General features: G+C 68.1%; 16 protein-coding genes. 2 read left to right on the forward strand and 14 right to left on the reverse strand.

Annotated features, from left to right (window positions below; all coding sequences use genetic code 11):
- Nucleotides 1-2: 2 nt before the first annotated feature.
- From G4D83_RS12775 to G4D83_RS12840, 14 genes are all read right to left on the reverse strand, one after another.
- The gene (locus tag G4D83_RS12775) at nucleotides 3-395 is read right to left on the reverse strand and encodes a GPW/gp25 family protein (RefSeq protein WP_163864997.1); all 393 of its coding nucleotides are present in this window, start codon (nucleotides 393-395) and stop codon (nucleotides 3-5) included.
- A gap of 4 nt (nucleotides 396-399) precedes the next feature.
- Nucleotides 400-1,971 carry a hypothetical protein gene (locus G4D83_RS12780; protein WP_163864998.1) on the reverse strand — a complete coding sequence of 524 codons (1,572 nt, stop codon included), beginning with the start codon at nucleotides 1,969-1,971 and terminating at the stop codon, nucleotides 400-402.
- Nucleotides 1,971-2,690 (reverse strand): phage baseplate assembly protein V, encoded by a 720-nt coding sequence (locus G4D83_RS12785; protein ID WP_163864999.1) that lies wholly within the window; start codon nucleotides 2,688-2,690, stop codon nucleotides 1,971-1,973. The genes G4D83_RS12780 and G4D83_RS12785 overlap by 1 nt, the downstream gene beginning before the upstream one ends.
- On the reverse strand, nucleotides 2,687-3,772 hold the full coding sequence (locus G4D83_RS12790; protein ID WP_163865000.1) for a phage late control D family protein: 1,086 nt from the start codon (nucleotides 3,770-3,772) through the stop codon (nucleotides 2,687-2,689). The genes G4D83_RS12785 and G4D83_RS12790 overlap by 4 nt, the downstream gene beginning before the upstream one ends.
- 16 nt (nucleotides 3,773-3,788) lie before the next feature.
- Nucleotides 3,789-3,977, reverse strand: coding sequence for a hypothetical protein (locus G4D83_RS12795; protein ID WP_163865001.1), 189 nt, complete (start codon nucleotides 3,975-3,977; stop codon nucleotides 3,789-3,791).
- A gap of 12 nt (nucleotides 3,978-3,989) precedes the next feature.
- On the reverse strand, nucleotides 3,990-4,730 hold the full coding sequence (locus G4D83_RS12800; protein ID WP_163865002.1) for a CIS tube protein: 741 nt from the start codon (nucleotides 4,728-4,730) through the stop codon (nucleotides 3,990-3,992).
- Between the two features lie 3 nt (nucleotides 4,731-4,733).
- Nucleotides 4,734-5,213, reverse strand: a complete 480-nt coding sequence (locus tag G4D83_RS12805; protein WP_163865003.1) for a phage tail protein — start codon at nucleotides 5,211-5,213, stop codon at nucleotides 4,734-4,736.
- A 3-nt stretch (nucleotides 5,214-5,216) separates the two neighbouring features.
- Nucleotides 5,217-8,006 carry a hypothetical protein gene (locus G4D83_RS12810; RefSeq protein ID WP_163865004.1) on the reverse strand — a complete coding sequence of 930 codons (2,790 nt, stop codon included), beginning with the start codon at nucleotides 8,004-8,006 and terminating at the stop codon, nucleotides 5,217-5,219.
- 1 nt (nucleotide 8,007) lies between these two features.
- Nucleotides 8,008-8,463, reverse strand: coding sequence for a phage tail protein (locus G4D83_RS12815; protein ID WP_141643598.1), 456 nt, complete (start codon nucleotides 8,461-8,463; stop codon nucleotides 8,008-8,010).
- Nucleotides 8,464-8,481: 18 nt separating this feature from the next.
- The gene (locus G4D83_RS46030; protein WP_163865005.1) at nucleotides 8,482-10,446 is read right to left on the reverse strand and encodes a phage tail sheath subtilisin-like domain-containing protein; all 1,965 of its coding nucleotides are present in this window, start codon (nucleotides 10,444-10,446) and stop codon (nucleotides 8,482-8,484) included.
- A gap of 10 nt (nucleotides 10,447-10,456) precedes the next feature.
- A complete protein-coding gene (locus tag G4D83_RS12825; protein WP_163865006.1) occupies nucleotides 10,457-11,353 on the reverse strand; it encodes a hypothetical protein in 897 nt (298 codons plus the stop codon).
- Nucleotides 11,350-11,943, reverse strand: coding sequence for a Pvc16 family protein (locus G4D83_RS12830; protein ID WP_163865007.1), 594 nt, complete (start codon nucleotides 11,941-11,943; stop codon nucleotides 11,350-11,352). The genes G4D83_RS12825 and G4D83_RS12830 overlap by 4 nt, the downstream gene beginning before the upstream one ends.
- A 393-nt stretch (nucleotides 11,944-12,336) precedes the next feature.
- Entirely contained in the window at nucleotides 12,337-13,479 is a 1,143-nt protein-coding gene (locus G4D83_RS12835; RefSeq protein WP_163865008.1) for a hypothetical protein, read from the reverse strand.
- Between the two features lie 113 nt (nucleotides 13,480-13,592).
- Nucleotides 13,593-14,498: a LysR family transcriptional regulator gene (locus G4D83_RS12840; protein WP_163865009.1), complete on the reverse strand. Its 906-nt coding sequence runs from the start codon at nucleotides 14,496-14,498 to the stop codon at nucleotides 13,593-13,595.
- Nucleotides 14,499-14,670: 172 nt separating this feature from the next.
- Here G4D83_RS12840 and G4D83_RS12845 point away from each other — a divergent pair, with 172 nt between their 5' ends.
- Both G4D83_RS12845 and G4D83_RS12850 read left to right on the forward strand, forming a co-directional pair.
- Nucleotides 14,671-15,840: an aldo/keto reductase gene (locus tag G4D83_RS12845; RefSeq protein ID WP_163865010.1), complete on the forward strand. Its 1,170-nt coding sequence runs from the start codon at nucleotides 14,671-14,673 to the stop codon at nucleotides 15,838-15,840.
- Between the two features lie 5 nt (nucleotides 15,841-15,845).
- Nucleotides 15,846-16,685, forward strand: a complete 840-nt coding sequence (locus G4D83_RS12850; protein WP_163865148.1) for an SDR family oxidoreductase — start codon at nucleotides 15,846-15,848, stop codon at nucleotides 16,683-16,685.
- Nucleotides 16,686-16,760 lie beyond the last annotated feature (75 nt).

Here is a 16,760-nt window from a genome sequence, read left to right on the forward strand (position 1 = left end):
CGTTACCCCGCGAGCGTGACGCTCAGGTTGAGCCGCTCTCGTGCGCCGGTGGCCACGAGCTTGTAGGTGATGGTCGCCGTGGCGGCCCGAGCGTCCTGCGGGTCCGCGTCCACGCTGACCGACTCCACCGCGATGCGGGGCTCCCACTGCGCCAGGGCCCGGGTGATGCGCTCGCCGATTTGATGCCGCGTCGTGACGGTGTTCGGCTCGAACAAGAAGCGCCCGAGCCCCGCGCCGAACTCCGGCAACATCAATCGCTCGCGCTGCTCGGTGGCGAGGATGATTTGGATGGTTTCACGCACGTTGCGCTCACCCTCGGACCACTGCATGCGCCCGTCCGGGCCCACGCGTGGGGGGAAGCCGAGGCCGCGTCCAATGAGTTTTCCGGCGTCCATGGACTCACCCCACCCTGGGCTTGGGCAGACAGATTTTCAGGAAGGGCATCCACCAGAAGATGATGTTGAGCAGGCTGAAGAAGATCATCAGGACGATGAACGCGCAGAGCGTGATGATGGGGATGGAGAACATGCACAGCTCTCCCAGGTCGAAGCTCAGCCCGTCGTCGAGCTCCCCCTTCATCGTCTTCTCCAACCCCGACACCCGAGACATCTGCTTGCGGAGCCCCTTCGACAGCGTGAAGCCGACGTTCTTCTTGAACTTGCGCAGCCCACGGATGCTGGTGTCCAACGGCAGTTCGATTCGCACCGGACGCGCGGGGGCGTCCGAATCAAAGAACGGCGCCAGGGTGAAAGCCTTCGATGGCGCGCTGACGATGGGCGGGCACAGCGCGCCGCAAGCCGGCTTCAAATACACGCAGCGCATCACGTAGAGCGCCTTGCCCGGCTCCTCCAGCTTGGACACCGGCTCCGGCTCCGAGGGCAGTGAGTACACTCCCGCCGCCACCGCCGCGCCCAGGGCCGAGCGCAGCGCCGCCACTGTCACCTCGGTGCAAAGCCGCAGGTTGTAGTCGAGCCCGCCCGTGCCTCCGTTGAGGATGGCCGTGCGCTGCTGCATCGCCTTCCGCAGCGCCTGCTGCCACGTGTCCCCGGCGCTGCCCTCCACGCGGTGGTTGCCCGTCAGCAGCAGGAACAGCGTGCGCAGGGGCGAGCCCGCCGCGGGCGTGGGACCCGGTGACGCCTTGTCGAGCAGCGTCCACAGCGAGGGGATGCGCTCCTCCAGGAAGGTGGCGAAGTCCACGAGCAGGAAGCGCGTCACCTCCTTCTGGACGGCCACCGCGTCGCTCGTCGACTTCGTGTATGCGAGGAGCTGCTCGAAGGGAGCGACGACCTGGACCTCGGCCTCCTCCGCGAGCATCTTGTCCGGGTCCAACCCCGTGCTCGGGTCATCGTCCTGGAAGGCCGCCGCGGACTCGAAGGTGTCGCGACTGGAAGTCGGCACCAGCCCCACGAGCATCCGGCGGCGTTTCCCCTCGGGGGCGAAGTTCACCGGGAAGAGGGGCAGCAGCTCCTCGCCCTTCGCCAGCGCACCCGTCTCGGCCGTGCTCAGCTCCTTCCAGATGCGCCGCTTGTCGGCGGGGTTGCCCGGAGTGGCCGGCACCCACGCGCCTTCCTTGCCGCCGCCCAGGGAGCGGCGCAGGACGAACGCGGCTTTCTCCCCGCGCGCCGTGTCCACGACATGGTCGGGCAGGCCCGGCAGGCGACACACGAGGCTGGTGGCGACCAGATAGAAGCGGCCGTGTGCCGGCTGGTACAGCTTGGGCGGGGTGTTGACCTCGTCGTCCGGCGGCTCGCCGGGCATGCGCTCGCGGTAGCTCTTGAAGCGAGTCACCAGCAGGTCCGTCAGGTCGGGCCGCTCGGGCGATTGGAGTCGCTCCGCCAGCTCCTCCATGAAGCGGTCCGAGTCGAACTGGAGGATGCCCGGTGCCTGGAGTCGCGCCAGCTTGTCGGGCGCGGGGCCCCACAGCGGAGAGGCCGTCACCCACTGCACAGGATGTGGAAGCGTCGTGGCCATCACCACACGTTCCCCGCGCCCGGCGTGTACGACGCGCTGACGACGCTGTTGGTGATGACCGTGTCCGCCTGCACCACGCCGCTGAACTTGGACATGCCCGCGTTGACGGTGAGCATCCCGGCTGAAATCTCCGCCGTGCTCGCGTTGATGGTGACCTTGGCCGCCGCATTCACCGTGATTCCGCTGGACTCCATCTTCAGCGAGTTGCCGTTGCTGTCCTTCGCCTCGATGGAGCCGGGCCCGTCCTTGAGCGTCACCGTCTGACCGGCGGGCGTCTCCAGCGTGAGCGTCTCCTGGCCGTCCGTGTCGTCGAGCGTGATGACGATGCCGTTGCGAGAGCGCAGCACCTTCTTCGCGTTGCGGCCCGAGCCGTCCATGGACTCCGGCGGCTTGTCCTTCCCGTTCCACAGCGCGCCCACCACGTAGGGCCGCCGCGCGTCTCCCGCCTCGAAGCCCACCAGCACCTCGTCATCCACGTCGGGCACGAACCAGGAGCCGCGATTGTTGCCACCCATCAGCGTGGCCAGCCGCGCCCAGGCCTCGTAGCGCCCGCCGCCCGCCGCGTCCGCGGCCCACGGCAGCAGCACCTTCACCCGGCCCTGGTTGTCCGGGTCCTTCAGGTCGGTGACGCGCGCGGGATACAGGCCATAGAAGCGGCCCCCCAGGCCGTCCGCGACGCGCTCGTCCAGCACCTGTTCCCACGCCGCGTCCGCGCTCATGACGCCTTCCCCAGTCCAGCGCGCTCCGCCACCAGCTCCGTGCGAAGGCCGCGCGCGCCGTCGAACAGGTGCTTCACCTCGGCCAGGTGGTACTTGCCGCTGAACAGCGGCCCCAGGCCCGTCAACTCCACGCGCGCCCCCACGCGCAGCTTCGCGTCCGTCTGCGCGGTGCCGCGTCCCACCACGAAGCGCCGCGCCTGCTGGCGGAAGTGCGCGTCCGCGCGCGCCTGGGCCTCCGGAACACCCAGGGGCGCCGCGTGCACCACGGCCTCCTTGCGCTCGGCCAGCTTCGAGGCCAGCAGGCTCGCGCCGCTCTCGTCCTTCTCCAGCTCCGCGCCCAGCACGGACGGGCCCGCCTCGCACGCAATCGCGTCCTTCTCCGTCACGTTCCACCCGCCCACCGTCACCGAGGAGCGCTGGCCCGCCAGGTCCGCCAGCACCGTGAAGGACATCAGCTCGTTGCCGCGTCCCAGCTTCAGCGGTGTCCCGGTGGAGCGACTGCCTCGAGCCTTCGCCTTCAGTGCCTTGCCCTCCACCCACAGCTCCGCGTCCACCGCGCGGCAGCGCTCGCGCAGGAAGGCGAGGTCGCTCTGGTTCACCTGGGCCAGCACCGCATGCTTGGGACCAGGGACCGCCACGTCCGCTGTCAGGCCATGCTTGCCCGCGAGCTGGCGAAGGACGTCTTCGTCACTCGCGTTCTCGTACGTCGTCGTCCGCCGCGTCATCCGCAAGTCTTGAAGCCGGTCCTCGGCCAGCACCGTGAGGGTGGGGGAGGCGCTCTCCGGGAAGCCCGCCTCCAGGCCGGTGATGCGTCCCTCGAAGAGGACGTCCTGCTTGCCCAACCGCACCTCGAAGGGCTTGCCGAAGTCGAGCACCGAGCGGTCGAAGTAGAGGAACCCCGTCTCGCCATCCTTCGGGCCCCAGTTGCCGAACGTGGCCTCGCACCGGTACAGCCCTTGCGCCGTCTCGACGATGCACAGCTCCAGCAGCCCGCTGGCGAGCGTGGGGTGCTCGCGACCGTCCACCCGCAGCGTGGGGCGGGAGGCGCGAAGCTTGGAGTCATTGCCTGTTCCGTCGGCCATGGCGCTCTCTTTCGGCTCAGTGCGCGCGCACGCGCGCGTGCCGCTCGCGGTGGAGGACCTGGGCGCGCTCCTGCTCGTGCGTCTTCTGCACGGACGACGCGGCGCCCTCCGCCGAGCCCCCGGACCCGCCCGAGCCGCCCCCTGACGACGTGGACGCCGTTGGAGGCGCGCTCACCACTTCCATCTCGTTGATGACCACGGCCATGCACGCCCCCCGCTACCGCCGTACTCCGATGTTGATGCCCGCCTGCAAGTCGATGAGCTGCCCCGGGGCCAGTCGCCTCGGGTTTTCGATTCCGTTGGCGGAGGCGATGCCCTGCCAGCTCGCGCCCTTGCCCTCGTTCGACGCGAGTCCCTGCACCGTCGAGCCCTCTGGCGCGGACTTCATGGGTGCCTCGCCCGCGCCCTTGCCGCTGGGGTTCGGACTGGTGCCCGCGGGAGGCTGCGTGGGCGCGAAGACGAAGGCGGTGATTTTCTGCTGCGCCAGGCTGAAGCTGACGCTGGCTCGCAGGGGGAGGCCCTCGGCGGAGAACAGCTCCAGCGACTCCTCCATCGACTCCATGATTCCGTCGAACTGGAAGCTGCCCCACAGGAAGCGCACGGCGGGCGGGACGAACTTGTCGCCCTCCTTCTTCGGAGTGATGAAGAAGGCCACCTTCGCGGTGAGCTTGCGCACGTCCTCCACCGCGTCAGAAGCGCCCTCTGGCTGCCCCGTCACGTCGAACCAGAGCTGCACGCTCAGCTTGGTGGTGCCGGCGCCGACGAACTGCTGCGCGGGCGTGCCGCGCTGATCTCCACCTCCGGAGGGTTGCTGCACCTGGTTGGCGTAGGCGACCTTGAGCGTCTCCGGGTTGAACTGCACCACGGTGGACGTCGTCTGCTCGTCAATCGGGTGCTCGAAGTTGGAGTCGAGCTGGAGGAGCTTCGCCTTCGCGAGAGGCGTGGCGTCGTCGGACATGGCTCAGGCGCCTCCGGCCTTGCGGGTGAGGGACTCGTAGGCGATTTGAAGCTCCTCGATGGCGACCATGCCGTCCTTCGCGTTGAGCGGAGGCGCCTTGAGCTTCACGGGCAGGCAGCGCGACAGGATGAAGCGCGCGCGTTCCTGGCGTTCCAGCGCCGGGCCGAACATCACGACCTCCGCGCTGGCGCGCAGCCGGGGACGGGTCCTCAGGATTTCGAACCACCGCCACAAGTCGTCATTGGCCGTCATCCCGCGCTTGAGCGTGAGCTGGCCAAAGCTGTGCGCGCCGGTGAGGCGAATCTGCCGACCGTTGTTGCCACCTTCGCGAATCGTCTTCACGTCCATGGTCATCTCCAGGCCGTCGCACTCGGAGAACGCGGCGAAGCATGCCTTGGGCGTGACGTCCGGGATGGAGATCTCCACCGCGAAGGCGAAGGCGATGAAGGGGTCGATGACCGTCTCGTCCTCGGTGGTGGCCATGGCCTAACGCGCCTCCGTGACGAGCCCGCGGTCGCCGCTCTGGACGAGCCGCACGTTGAGGAAGGTGAGGGGTTGGGACGGCGCCACGCGCAGGTCCACGTAGAAGCGACCCTGCTCGACGAGGGAGGGCGTGTTCAGCTCGGCGCCGGCCACGACCTGGAACGCGCCGTCGCGAGTCTTCCCGGCGAAGGCTCCCCGGACGAAGAGGTCTCCGAGCAGCGACTCGAAGTCGCGCTGCACGCGGCGACGGAAGCTGGCGTCATTGGGCTCGAAGACATACGTGGCCCCCAGGCGCAGCGCCGCGCGTCGCAGCAGTGACAACAGCCTGCGGACATGGATGGGACGCAGGTCCGGGTCCGTGGCCAGGGTGTCGGCGGACAGGGTGAGGAAGGCGCGCGGCTCCTGCCGCACCACGTTGACCTGCGCTTCCTGCAAGTCCAGCCACCACTCGCGGCCCATGGCGGGGCTCAGCGCCACCACTCCGGTCCATGGCTCATTGGCGGGAGCCACCCAGGCCCCGCGCTCCAACGCGCGTCGGGCGAGCACGCCGCACGCGGTTCCATCCGGAGGCATGCGCCGAGGCTCCGCGGGCTTGTTCTCCTCGGAGACGAAGGTCCACGGATGGTAGAGCGCGCCGTGCGACAGCGCCGCGTCCTCCGCGAAGCCGAGCGGCGGAACGCCATCCTCCTCCGAGCCCAGGGGCGACTGCAGGGCGCTGGCGTGCGCGAGCGCGTCTTCCTCGCGATAGTGCTCGGGCAGGGACAGCACGGCCAGCAGGTCCCCACGAGCACGCGCCATGCGCACGAGCGAACGCTGCACCGCGAACAGGGGCCCCACGTCGTAGGACGTCGCTGGCAGCACCTGCCACCGCGCGGGCGGCGACACGCTGACGGCCACGCCTGGAGTCCAGGGCCCGGTGATGCCCGCTCGCCCCGCGCGGACGCGGTGGTAGCGAGTGCCAGGCGTGCGCCCGTACAACGTGCGCGTGGTGAGCGGCCCTCGATACAGCACCGCGGCGTCGCTGAAGTCCGGGCGCAGCGCCTCCTCCAGCACGTACTCGATGCCCGCGCCCGGCAGCGTCGCCCAGGTCAGGGTGAAGGGCTGCCCGGAGGTGGGCTCCAGAGGCGAGGCGACCAGCGGCGCGGGCGCGGGAGGTGGCTCATATGCGCAGTCGAGGAACGTGCCCCAGTCCGGCTCGGGCAGTGGCTCGCTCGGCGAGGGCGGTGGAACAGGCGGCCTGCCCGTGCGCACCCAGGCGCGATGGATGGCATCGGGCGCGGCCACCAGCGTCGCATCCAGCCGGTCCATGACGGCGTGGAGGCCCTTGAGCGCGCGAGGCCGACTGCTCTGGTAGCGCAGGAAGTCCGCCTGTGCCGGAAGGGCCTCGATGCTCAGGGACTTCAGGTCCGCATCCAGGAAGAGATCCGCGTCGAAGGACGCGAGCCCATCTCGAGTCAGCGAGTCTCCAGCAGGCGGCGTGCAGCCCACGTAGGAAGTGGGCGAGTCCGACAGGCCGAGGGGGATGGAGAACGCCTCGCCCTGTGCCCCCGGGCCCGCGAGCGGGAAGCGGCTACTGGGGATGCCCTGGCGCCAGTCACTTGGCAGCCGCTCTTCGGGAAGCCGCGAGGGAAGCGTCTCCGCGTCCTCGAACCGGGCCCGCTCGGTGTCCGTGGGCAGCGCGGCCCAGTGGCGCGGATGACTGGGGCAGAAGCCGAGCCGCTCCAACTGCGCGGGCTGCTCCGCGCTCCGGCGGGTCCACAGGCCCAGCGTCAGTCGCTCACACCAGGCCGGCGCGGAGCTCACGGCCCCGGGCGTGGATGTCCGCACTCGCGAGGCGACCCCGAAGACCTGCACCGCGCCCGCGCCCACCTGGCCCAGGACGACGGACTCCACCAGGAGCCAGTGCTCACCGAGGGACGCTTCCACCAACCGCAGCACCGCGCCCGGAGGAGGTGCCGCTTCCGGCGTCACGCTCAACGTGAGCGTGAGGACGCGAGGCGCCTCGCCCGGCCCCGGATCCACCAGTGCCGTGGCCCCGAGCGACACGACGTCCCCCTCTCCTCGGAACCACGACACGGTGGGCAAAGCTGTCGGCGCCACGCTCGACTCCAGCCACCGGGCCTTCGTCGTGCGCACGCGCACCGTCACCCGTCGGGGCGCGGGTCCGGAAAAGGACGGAGTCGCCTCCTGGCCCACGGCCTCCACCGACTCGACGGGCACGAGCAGCGCGCACGCGGTGCCATCGAATCCCACGCGCAGCAAATCACCGACCGCCACGCCACCCGAGGCCGTCACGACGAGCGTCGCCTCGCCACTCCCGGTGGCGCTCCAGTCCACCAGGTCCACCAGCTCGCGATGGATGGACGCCGCCACACGCACCGGGTCCGACCAGCTTCCCTCCGAGCGTGCACGGGCCAGGGCCGCGCTCACCACGCCCCCTTCCGCGCAGCGCAGCAGGCCCGGGATGGGGAAGGTGTTGGACTTCGCGTCAGGCCCCGCCACGCGGACGACCCAGCAGCGCCGCCCGCCGTTGCGGAAGAACGCGCGCACCGCCGAGGCCAGGTGCCCTTGCACGGGCTCTCCGCGCTCGGCGTCCCATGCGAGCAGCGGGGCCTCGCCGAACACCGCCTCGAAGTCCGCCACGTCCTCCACCGCCACCGGCACGTGCAGGGGGCCGGAGGAGGCGAAGCCGACGAACGCGCCCACGTCCATCCGAGGCAGCACGTCCACGACGGACGGTGCCTGGATTTCGAAGCGCAAGCCGGGGAGGCGTCTGGCGGCGGGGCGGCTCACGTCACTCCATCTCCAGGCGCTCGTACGCGATGGTGAGCTCCTCGATGGCCACGTCCGTTCCCTTCGCGTTGAAGGGGCCGCTGACGTGTTTGATGATGCGCGCGCGGAGCAGCTTCCACGTCTGCACCACCGCGGTGTGGTCCTCGTTCTGGAGCTGGATGGTGACGGTGCGCAGCGCGTTGGACTCGCCGTTGCGCAACTGGTCCAACCACTTGTAGAGGCTGAGCGAGCCAATCACCCCGCGCTTCATGGTGACGTCCGTGGCCTTGTTCAGGCCGGTGATTTTCCGGACGCTGTTCTCCTTCTCGTTGCCGTTGCGGTACTCCGCGACGGTGACCTCCATGCCCACGTTGGAGATCTCCTGGAAGCCCGCATCGGGGCCCTCGGTGCCGTTGCCGGCGCCCAGGTCGACCAGGAAGTTGAACTGCACATAGGGGCGATCACGAAAGACAGCCATGGGTGGTCTCCAGAGGGATTACTTCCGGTCGCCGGTCCACTGACCGATGCGGAAGATGACGAACTCGGCCGGGCGCAGCGGCGCCACGCCGATGAGGCAGACCAGCCGACCGTTATCCAGGTCGTTCTGGCTCATGGTGCTGCGGTCGCACTTCACGAAGTACGCCTTCTCCGGCTTCTCTCCGAGCAGCGCGCCCTGCTGCCACTCATTGAGCATGAAGTCTTCGATGGTGCGCCGCACGTTGGCCCAGAGTTGCTCGCCGTTCGGCTCGAACACCGCCCACTGCGTCCCCTTGTCGATGGAGCGCTCCAGGTAGGCGAAGTACCGCCGCAGGTTGACGTACTTCCACTCCGGGTCCGACGACGTCGTGCGCGCGCCCCACAGCCGGTTGCCGCGGCCCTCGAAGTAGCGGAACGCATTGATGCCCTCCGGATTGAGCACCTCCTGCTGCGCCTTGCTCAGGTTCGTCTCGAAGCCGAGCGCCAGGTTCACCACCTCATTGGCGGGGGCCTTGTAGACGGCGCGGTTGACGTCGTTGCGCGCATAGATGCCCGCCACGAAGCCGCTGGGCGGCAGGAAGATGGGCTGGCGCGTGACGGGGTCCAACACCTTTATCCACGGGTAGTAGAGCGCCGCGTAGCTGGTATCGATTTTCGCGCGCAGCGCCCGCACCTGTCCGAGCGTCTGGCCATTGCCGCTGTCCAGCACGGCGATGCGGTACTTCATCCGCTGCGCGTGGGAGATGAGCAGGTTGATGATGGTGGCGGAGTTGGCGCCGTAACCGTTCTCGTGGCCGAACGTGGAGCCCGGCGCGGCGACGATGGAGATGTCCTCCAGGTCCTCGAAGTGGAACAGGCCCGTCTTGCGCGTCGTGTTGGGGACCTGCTGGCCCTTGTAGTCATCCGCGGTGGGACGCATGCCGTCGCTGCCGCCCTTGAGCAGTACCTCCAGCGAGCGCTGCGCCTCGGGCGAGTCCGGGTCCTCCAGCGCCGAGTCCAGCGGCGGGCTCATGATGGGGCTGGCGAGGCTGGCATCCAGGAAGGCGCCCAGCACCTCCACGCCGTCATCCAGATTCTGCGTGGAGATGATGATGGGCACGTCGCGGTTCTTCGACGGCTCATCCGCGTCGTAGCCGAAGCGCGCGGACAGCGAGTCCGCCGCGCCGCTGCGCGTGTGTGCCGGGTCCAGGGCCAGGCCGTCCCACGTCTGCGCGGAGGCCGGGTCATCCATGGGGATGGCCGTCACGGCGACGGTGACGACGCGAATCTCGAAGCCCGCGCCCTCTTGCAGTGACGCGAGGAAGAGGGGGCTGCCAGCGCCGCCGGTGAACTTCCAGTCCTGCGCGTCCTCGTCCCACGTGGCCAGGTAGAACTCGCCGGTGCCCACGGGGCTGGAGATGGGGGATTTGATATCGCGGATGAGCACCACGTCGCGCGCCAGGAGGGCGCCCACGCGAGGCGTGCCTCCCTCGAAGGAGAGGACGTTCTGGCCCACGCGCAGGGAGAAGCGCACGCGCAGGTTGCCGGCCGAGCCTGGGAAGCGCGCCGTCAGCGACAGCGTCTCCGTCTTGGGGTTCGCGCTCGAATCCAGGAGCGCGCGGGCGTGGCCGTCGTTGTACTCGGTGGAGACGGCGGTGCCCGTGCCCAGGTCGATGGTGGTGTCGAGGCCCGTGTAGAGCGCGTCGTCGGGACGGCGGAAGGCGCGGCTGATGTAGAGCCGCTTGCCGCCTTCCTCGAAGAAGGCGCGTGCCCCGTGCCAGGTGTAGTTGTGCAGCGTGACGTCGTCGGTGAAGGTGAGCTGTCGACGGTTGCCGTAGATGCGCTCGAACTCCACCACGCTGGTGATGAGCTCGGGCTCCAACTCCACGGGCCCGTAGCGGGTGGGACCGATGAAGCCTGTGGTGGTGGTGCTCACGCCCTCGATGGACTTCGAGCGGAAGCTGGTCTCTTCGACGAATACACCGGGAGCGAGATATTCAGGCATCGGTCATTTCCTAGGGAGGTGAACCCGTGGGGGTGATCCACAGCCGGGAGGCAGGCGCATCCTGGGTGCGCAGGACGAGCTCCTGGCCGTAGCGCAGCGTTGGCTCGAGCAGCGCCTGGGGGCTGCCCGTGTCCGCCCACACCCCCGCCGGGGGTTGGGACAGCGTGGTGCACACGTCCGGCGGCGCCGTCCCGGGTGCGCGGTAGTCATGGTGCACGCGAAGCTGGAGCGGCCAGGTCTGCTCCAGCAGTGGAGGTCCCGGAGGCAGGCTGGACGCATCCACGGGGGAGCCAGGAGCGAAGTCCACGGGGGCCGGGTACGAAAAGAACAGCGCCAGTCGTCCGCGCTCATCCGTCATGCCGCGCGCGGTGACGCCACCGGTGGAAGTGACTTCCACCAGTGCCCACGCGGCCGGGGCCTTCGCCTTCGTGTCCCACAGCTCCGCGCGCACCACGGCCATGGGCACGGCGCTCTGGCGCGTGGGCGCGGAGAAGAGCGGCACGGAGGGCGCTGGCGGTGACAGGGGCGAGGGCGGAGAGGCGACGCAGTCGAGCGAGAAGAGTCCCCGGTGGGGAAGCTGCGCGCGGAAGGAGCACGAGAGGAAGCGGTCCAGGCTGTCGTGCACTTCGACGGTGTACGGACGGCGCGACGGGAGCGTGGCCCACCACACGTCGTCTCCAGCGTGCTCGCCCCCGAACTCCAAATCTCGCAGTCCGGGCAGGTTCATCAGCAGGTGGATGCCCGAGCGGTTGACCACGGACTCGCGGCGCAACGCGGGCTGTCCCACGGGGAACGCGCTGACGCGCAGTCCTTCGTTGATCCACGCCCCCGTGGCTTCGTCGCGGAAGCGGATGCCGAGCGGGGCCACGCGCGACACGTGCTCCAGGACGTGGATGGCGGGCCTCATCGCTCGGTCACCTTTCCGGGTGAGAGCACGCGCGTCTGGACGGGGCCGGCTTCCTCATCGGCGATGGCGGACTCGATGCCGACCATGCGAGCGACGTACGAGGCGGAGACCTGGATGTTCGGCTTGCCGGGCTCCCAGACGTTGAGCATGTCCTGGATGCTCAAGGGCTCGTAGACGACGGTGACTGTCTCGTCTGGGAGGAAGGTGTCTGTCTCGGGTGTGCCGTAGTGATTGAGGAAGCTGGCGGTGAGGGTGGGCGTGTCCTCGAGCTGGCGCATGGCCCAGCCGAGGAGCCGGTGCTGCTTGGCGGCGGACTTCGCCCAGGGGGTGAGCAGGTAGTAGAGGTCGACGGGGAGGGGCCGGCGGGTGCGGCGGCCTTGCGAGTCGAGTCGACCGGGAAGATTGCGGCGCGTGGTGCTGGGGGTGACGCGGAAGAGGAAGAGGGAGATGCCCTCATCCATGGGGGCCTTGAAGTCGGAGGCCTGGTAGAGGCGGAACTTCGCGCCCTCGAACTCAGGCTTCGGGCAGGACTGCTCCAGCAGGGCCAGGAGGGCTTGTCCTACCGCTGGTATCGCCGCGTACGTCGCCACCGACCTGTGCCCCCAGCGCTGACGTCAGCCCCCCACCCACACCCCCATGGTGCGGCGGGAAGGTCAGCGGCTGGACAGCAACGGGCGTGCCCACGCGGTGAAGCGAGCGCGCATGAGTGATCCCAGCCACTTGAGTGGCGGGGTGAGCACACGCGCCATGCCAGGGAGGATGAATTGCTCCAGGGAGTGGAGCGGAACCTCGCGGAATCGTTGCGAAGTCAGGGGTGGAGGAAAATGTCCACGTGCCTGGGACGACAAAGTCCGACCGTGCGCGGTGACACGGATTGCCACGCGAGATGCTCCACCTTCATGGGATGAACGGCCCGCATGGCCCTGCATTGGAGAGCCATGACCCGCATCATGCTTGCTTGATGAGGCCTCGCCTTGGGCTGCTCAACGAGTGGTTTCGGCCGAGGCTGGAGTGGCCTGTCCTTGTGGGAGCTTCTTCAGCAGATCGATGTTCTGGACCCCGATGGACATCAGGATTCCGGCGATGTGCTTTCCGGCGAAGCGGCGGGGAAGACTTCGCATCCACGCGGGCTGGTCTGGCATGGCGCCACCGACGGGCTGGGGGTCATCGATGGTGTTGCCGTGCTGCCATTGCGTCGCCAACATGGAGGTGGGGCAGGGCGTGGCCAGCTCCGTCTGTATCTCCGCGTAGGCTTCTCTATTCACCGGCTCCGCGAGGGGCTGAAGGTACTTCGCCAGATTGCTGGCCTCGACCAGTCCGAGGCAGCGAGAGATTCCAGACCCACAGGTTCGCGCCTTCCTCGCCACGTCCACGGGCGTGTTGATGCTGGAGAACGTCATGCTCGCCCAGAACACGGCGCGCAGGCGGTCTCCTTGCTCCTGGCTCATGGGTCGCCACTCCGAGGGAGGCTCCTTCATCAGCGCATGCGCCCTGCGCTCCAGCCCAAGAAGGGCGTTGGCGATCATCGCGCCGAGTATTGTGTCCGTCCGGTAGGACAGCCACGCGAGGTGACGCACGTCCCGCGCCGCCTCCAGGGGCTGTCCGGTCCGAATGCCTTGCAGCAACCTGAACTTGGACCAGTCCTGGAGCGCGATGAAGTTCGGAAAGGGTGCCGTCAGCAGATTGAACGGCTCGTCATGCTTGAACGGGATGTTCTGGAGGATGTCCCACCGGTCGAATCGTTGAAGCTCGCGCATCCACTCGAAATTCAGCGACGACAGGTCCGGGGCTGCCGCGAACCACTCCTCCAGCGTCTTCTTCTCCTTCAGGTGCGCGGGAAGCTGGAGCGGTGAGTCCGCGGGCATCGGCGGGCCGGGAGGCTCCCATGCCGCCCACCGGTTGAGCAGCGCCCCCGCATCGCCTTGGGTGCGCGGCTCGTGGAACCAAGGGTCGGCAGCGAGCTTCGTCTGTTCCTCACAGAAGAAGTCCACGTGCGCCGTGACTTCCTGCCGCATCGCATCGAGCGTGGGCTCGTACTTCGAGCGCATGAACATATCGAGTCCGACAATGGCGATGACGACGAGGAGGACGATGCCGCTGGTGAGCCACACCAGGACACGCAGCATGCTTCCTCGGGCCAGACGCGGATGGGGGCGCATGTCGGGACTCTAGCAAACCCGAACACACTCCTTCAGCCCCCGCTGGTGTCACTCATCACCCTGAATGGAATGGCTCACGTTCACACGGCTTTGACCGAGAGCTCGCGCGCCGCCTCGACGAAGAGGCGCAGGGGGCCGGAGCGCCGGGCCCGACTGGGAAAGTAGAGGAAGAATCCGGGAACGGTGGGCGCGTAGGCCTCGAGCACCACCTTCAGGCGTCCGGTGCGCAGCTGCTCCTGCACCTGCGGCTCGAATGCGTACATGAGCCCGGCCCCGGCCTCCGCCAGGGACAGCATCATCAGTCCGTTGTTGGTGACGACACCCCCGTGCACCGGCACACGCCAGTTCCTGCGACCGCGCTCCAGCTCCCAGGCGTAGATCGTCCCGTTCGTCTGAGAGCGGTAGGTGATGCACTCGTGGCGCAGGAGGTCCTCGGGTTTCTGGGGCACGCCGCGGCGCTCGAGGTAGCTGGGGGCGCCCACCACCACGAAACGGAAGGCATCGGTGAGACGCACCTGCACCATGTCCCGCTCGATGGCTTCGGTCAGCCGAACGCCCGCGTCGTAGCCCTCCGCCACGATGTCCACGAAGCGGTCCTCGACGACGACCTCCACCTCCACTCTCGGGTGTCGCTCACGGAAGGCAGGAAGCACGGGGGTGATGACGAAGGGCATCGCCATCAGGGGGGTCGACAGTCGCAGCCGGCCTACCGCCTCGCCCGGTTGAGCGGATGCGGTCGTGAGGGCAGCCTGCATCTGGCGGAGCCCCGGACCCGCCTCCTCCACGAGGCGCCTTCCCGCGTCGGTCAGCGCCACGCTGCGCGTCGTGCGCGTGAGCAGCACCACGTGCAAGTGCTCCTCGAGCTGCTTCACCGCCTGGCTCATGGCGGACCTGGAGACGCTCAACTCGTTCGCCGCACCGCTGAAGCTCCGATGTCGCGCCACGGTCAGGAACGCTTGGAGCTGCGGGAAGGGAATCGTGTTCATGAGCGAGAGCTTGCCCCGTCACTCGCTCGAAATCACCTGGGCATGGCCACGAGCCCAGAGGGAGATTGTCGTGCAGGGATTAACAGCCCGTTTGTCTGGGGGCGTCTAGTCCGTCGCGGAGCCGGGGCTTATCTCTCAAGGCATGGTGGCACGAGACCGAAAGGGACCCACGATGAAGAAGCACGAACAGGCAACTGACTCGACCCTCCCAGAGCGCCGAGCCCTCGGGCGCCGCGACTTCCTGGCGGGGAGTGCCCTTGCCGGTGCGGCGCTGGCTGTGGGGCCATGGGCGTGCGCCACGCCGTCCAGTCATCCCCAGGAAAAGACCCACGGGCCGCGTGGAAATGAGGACAAGTTGAAGACGCGAATGCTTGGACGTCTGGAGGTCTCGGAGCTGGGACATGGATGCATGAGCATCAGCGCCAACTACGGCCCGCCCGCCGATAGAAGCCAGGGCATCCAGGTCATTCGCTCGGCCCACGAGAAGGGTGTCACATTCTTCGACACGGCCGAGGTCTACGGTCCCTACACGAGCGAAGACCTTGTCGGTGAAGCGCTCGCCCCCGTCCGCGACCAGGTCGTGATTGCAACCAAGTTCGGCTTCAATCTGGAAGGCCCCCCGGGACTGAATAGCCGCCCGGAGCACATCAAGAAGGTGGTCGAGGGTTCACTCAAGCGTCTCAGGACCGACCGCATCGACCTCTACTACCAGCACCGGGTGGATCCGAGTGTTCCCATCGAAGACGTGGCGGGGGCCATCAAGGAGCTGATTGCCGAGGGCAAGGTCCTGCACTTCGGCCTCTCCGAGGCGAGCGCGAAGACACTCCGCCGGGCGCATGCCGTTCAGCCGGTGACCGCCGTCCAGACCGAATACTCGCTCATGGAGCGAGCTCCCGAGCGAAACGGCGTGCTCGCCGTGTGCGAGGAGCTGGGGATCGGTTTCGTTCCATGGGGGCCGCTCGGGATGGGGTATCTGTCCGGAACAATGAATGCCCAGACGGGGCTCGACTCCAAGACGGACCTCCGGTCTGGTTTTGACCGCTTCAGTCCCGAGAATCTGGCGGCCAACGCCCCGTTCGTCGAACTCCTCAAGCGTTTTGCAATCATGAAGGGCGCCACGCCCGCCCAGCTCTCGCTGGCATGGCTCCTCGCGCAGAAGCCGTGGATCGTCCCGATTCCAGGCACGCGCCGACTGAACCACCTGGAGGAGAACCTGGGGGCGGTCCAGGTGCGGCTGACACCAGCGGAACTCGCTGAACTTCACGCCGCCTTGGTGAAGCTCGAAGTGCACGGCGGCCGAATGAACGAAATGCAGATGCGGGTTGTCGACGAAACGGAGTGACGCTCATGACTGATAGGAAAGTGTGGCTCATCACAGGGGCTGGTAGGGGACTGGGCGTCGACCTCGCCAAGGCGGCGCTTTCCGCCGGTCACTCCGTCGTGGCCACCGGCCGCGACCCCACGAAGGTCGCGGCGGCGATTGGCGACCACGATGGCTTGCTGGCCATCAAGCTCGACGTCACTCGTCCCGAGGACGCCCGGGATGCGGTCGAGGCCACCCTCGAAAAGTTCGGCCGGATTGACGTCCTGGTCAACAACGCGGGCAACTTCTACGCCGGCTTCTTCGAAGAGCTCAGCCCCGAGCAGGTCCGCAATCAAATCGAGACGCTGCTGTTCGGCCCGATGAACGTCACCCGCGCGGTGTTACCGGTGATGCGCAAGCAACGCTCCGGTCTGTTGCTCACCCTCTCGTCGACCGCTGGTATCGCTGGCGGAGTGTTCTGCTCGGCGTACGCCGCCGCGAAGTTCGGCCTTGAAGGGTGGGTCGAGTCACTCACACCCGAGGTTTCCCCCTTCGGCATCCGCACGATGCTCGTCGAGCCTGGCTTCTTCCGCACCGAACTGCTCACCGCTGGCTCCACCACCTATGCGAAGTCCTCCATCGGTGACTACGCGGAAAGCTCCCGGGAGACCGTCGCGGCCTGGAGCCGCATGGACGGCAAGCAGGGCGGAGACCCGGTGAAGCTCGCTGGCGCCATCGTTCAGCTCGCCGGAAGCGACAATCCGCCGGCACGTTTCGCCGCTGGTGCCGACGCCGTGCAGGCCTTTGAGGCGAAGGCCAACCTTCTGCTCGGCCAGGCCAACGCACACCGTCAGTTGTCCTCCTCCCTCGCACACGACGACTGACCTCGTCCTTCATGTCGAGGCGCATGCCGAGCTTCGCGGCCCTCACTACGAGCGTTCTCGGGCTCTTCGCGTTCG

Origin of the sequence: Myxococcus eversor (genome assembly GCF_010894455.1) — a bacterium.
GTDB classification, from domain to species: domain Bacteria; phylum Myxococcota; class Myxococcia; order Myxococcales; family Myxococcaceae; genus Myxococcus; species Myxococcus eversor.

What these genes read in the sequence shown, in the direction of transcription:
- G4D83_RS12775 (WP_163864997.1), bottom strand. Translation starts at nt 395, where the DNA reads ATGGACGCCGGAAAACTCATTGGACGCGGCCTCGGCTTCCCCCCACGC.
- G4D83_RS12780 (WP_163864998.1), bottom strand. Translation starts at nt 1,971, where the DNA reads ATGGCCACGACGCTTCCACATCCTGTGCAGTGGGTGACGGCCTCTCCG.
- G4D83_RS12785 (WP_163864999.1), bottom strand. Translation starts at nt 2,690, where the DNA reads ATGAGCGCGGACGCGGCGTGGGAACAGGTGCTGGACGAGCGCGTCGCG.
- G4D83_RS12790 (WP_163865000.1), bottom strand. Translation starts at nt 3,772, where the DNA reads ATGGCCGACGGAACAGGCAATGACTCCAAGCTTCGCGCCTCCCGCCCC.
- G4D83_RS12795 (WP_163865001.1), bottom strand. Translation starts at nt 3,977, where the DNA reads ATGGCCGTGGTCATCAACGAGATGGAAGTGGTGAGCGCGCCTCCAACG.
- G4D83_RS12800 (WP_163865002.1), bottom strand. Translation starts at nt 4,730, where the DNA reads ATGTCCGACGACGCCACGCCTCTCGCGAAGGCGAAGCTCCTCCAGCTC.
- G4D83_RS12805 (WP_163865003.1), bottom strand. Translation starts at nt 5,213, where the DNA reads ATGGCCACCACCGAGGACGAGACGGTCATCGACCCCTTCATCGCCTTC.
- G4D83_RS12815 (WP_141643598.1), bottom strand. Translation starts at nt 8,463, where the DNA reads ATGGCTGTCTTTCGTGATCGCCCCTATGTGCAGTTCAACTTCCTGGTC.
- G4D83_RS46030 (WP_163865005.1), bottom strand. Translation starts at nt 10,446, where the DNA reads ATGCCTGAATATCTCGCTCCCGGTGTATTCGTCGAAGAGACCAGCTTC.
- G4D83_RS12825 (WP_163865006.1), bottom strand. Translation starts at nt 11,353, where the DNA reads ATGAGGCCCGCCATCCACGTCCTGGAGCACGTGTCGCGCGTGGCCCCG.
- G4D83_RS12835 (WP_163865008.1), bottom strand. Translation starts at nt 13,479, where the DNA reads ATGCTGCGTGTCCTGGTGTGGCTCACCAGCGGCATCGTCCTCCTCGTC.
- G4D83_RS12840 (WP_163865009.1), bottom strand. Translation starts at nt 14,498, where the DNA reads ATGAACACGATTCCCTTCCCGCAGCTCCAAGCGTTCCTGACCGTGGCG.
- G4D83_RS12845 (WP_163865010.1), top strand. Translation starts at nt 14,671, where the DNA reads ATGAAGAAGCACGAACAGGCAACTGACTCGACCCTCCCAGAGCGCCGA.
- G4D83_RS12850 (WP_163865148.1), top strand. Translation starts at nt 15,846, where the DNA reads ATGACTGATAGGAAAGTGTGGCTCATCACAGGGGCTGGTAGGGGACTG.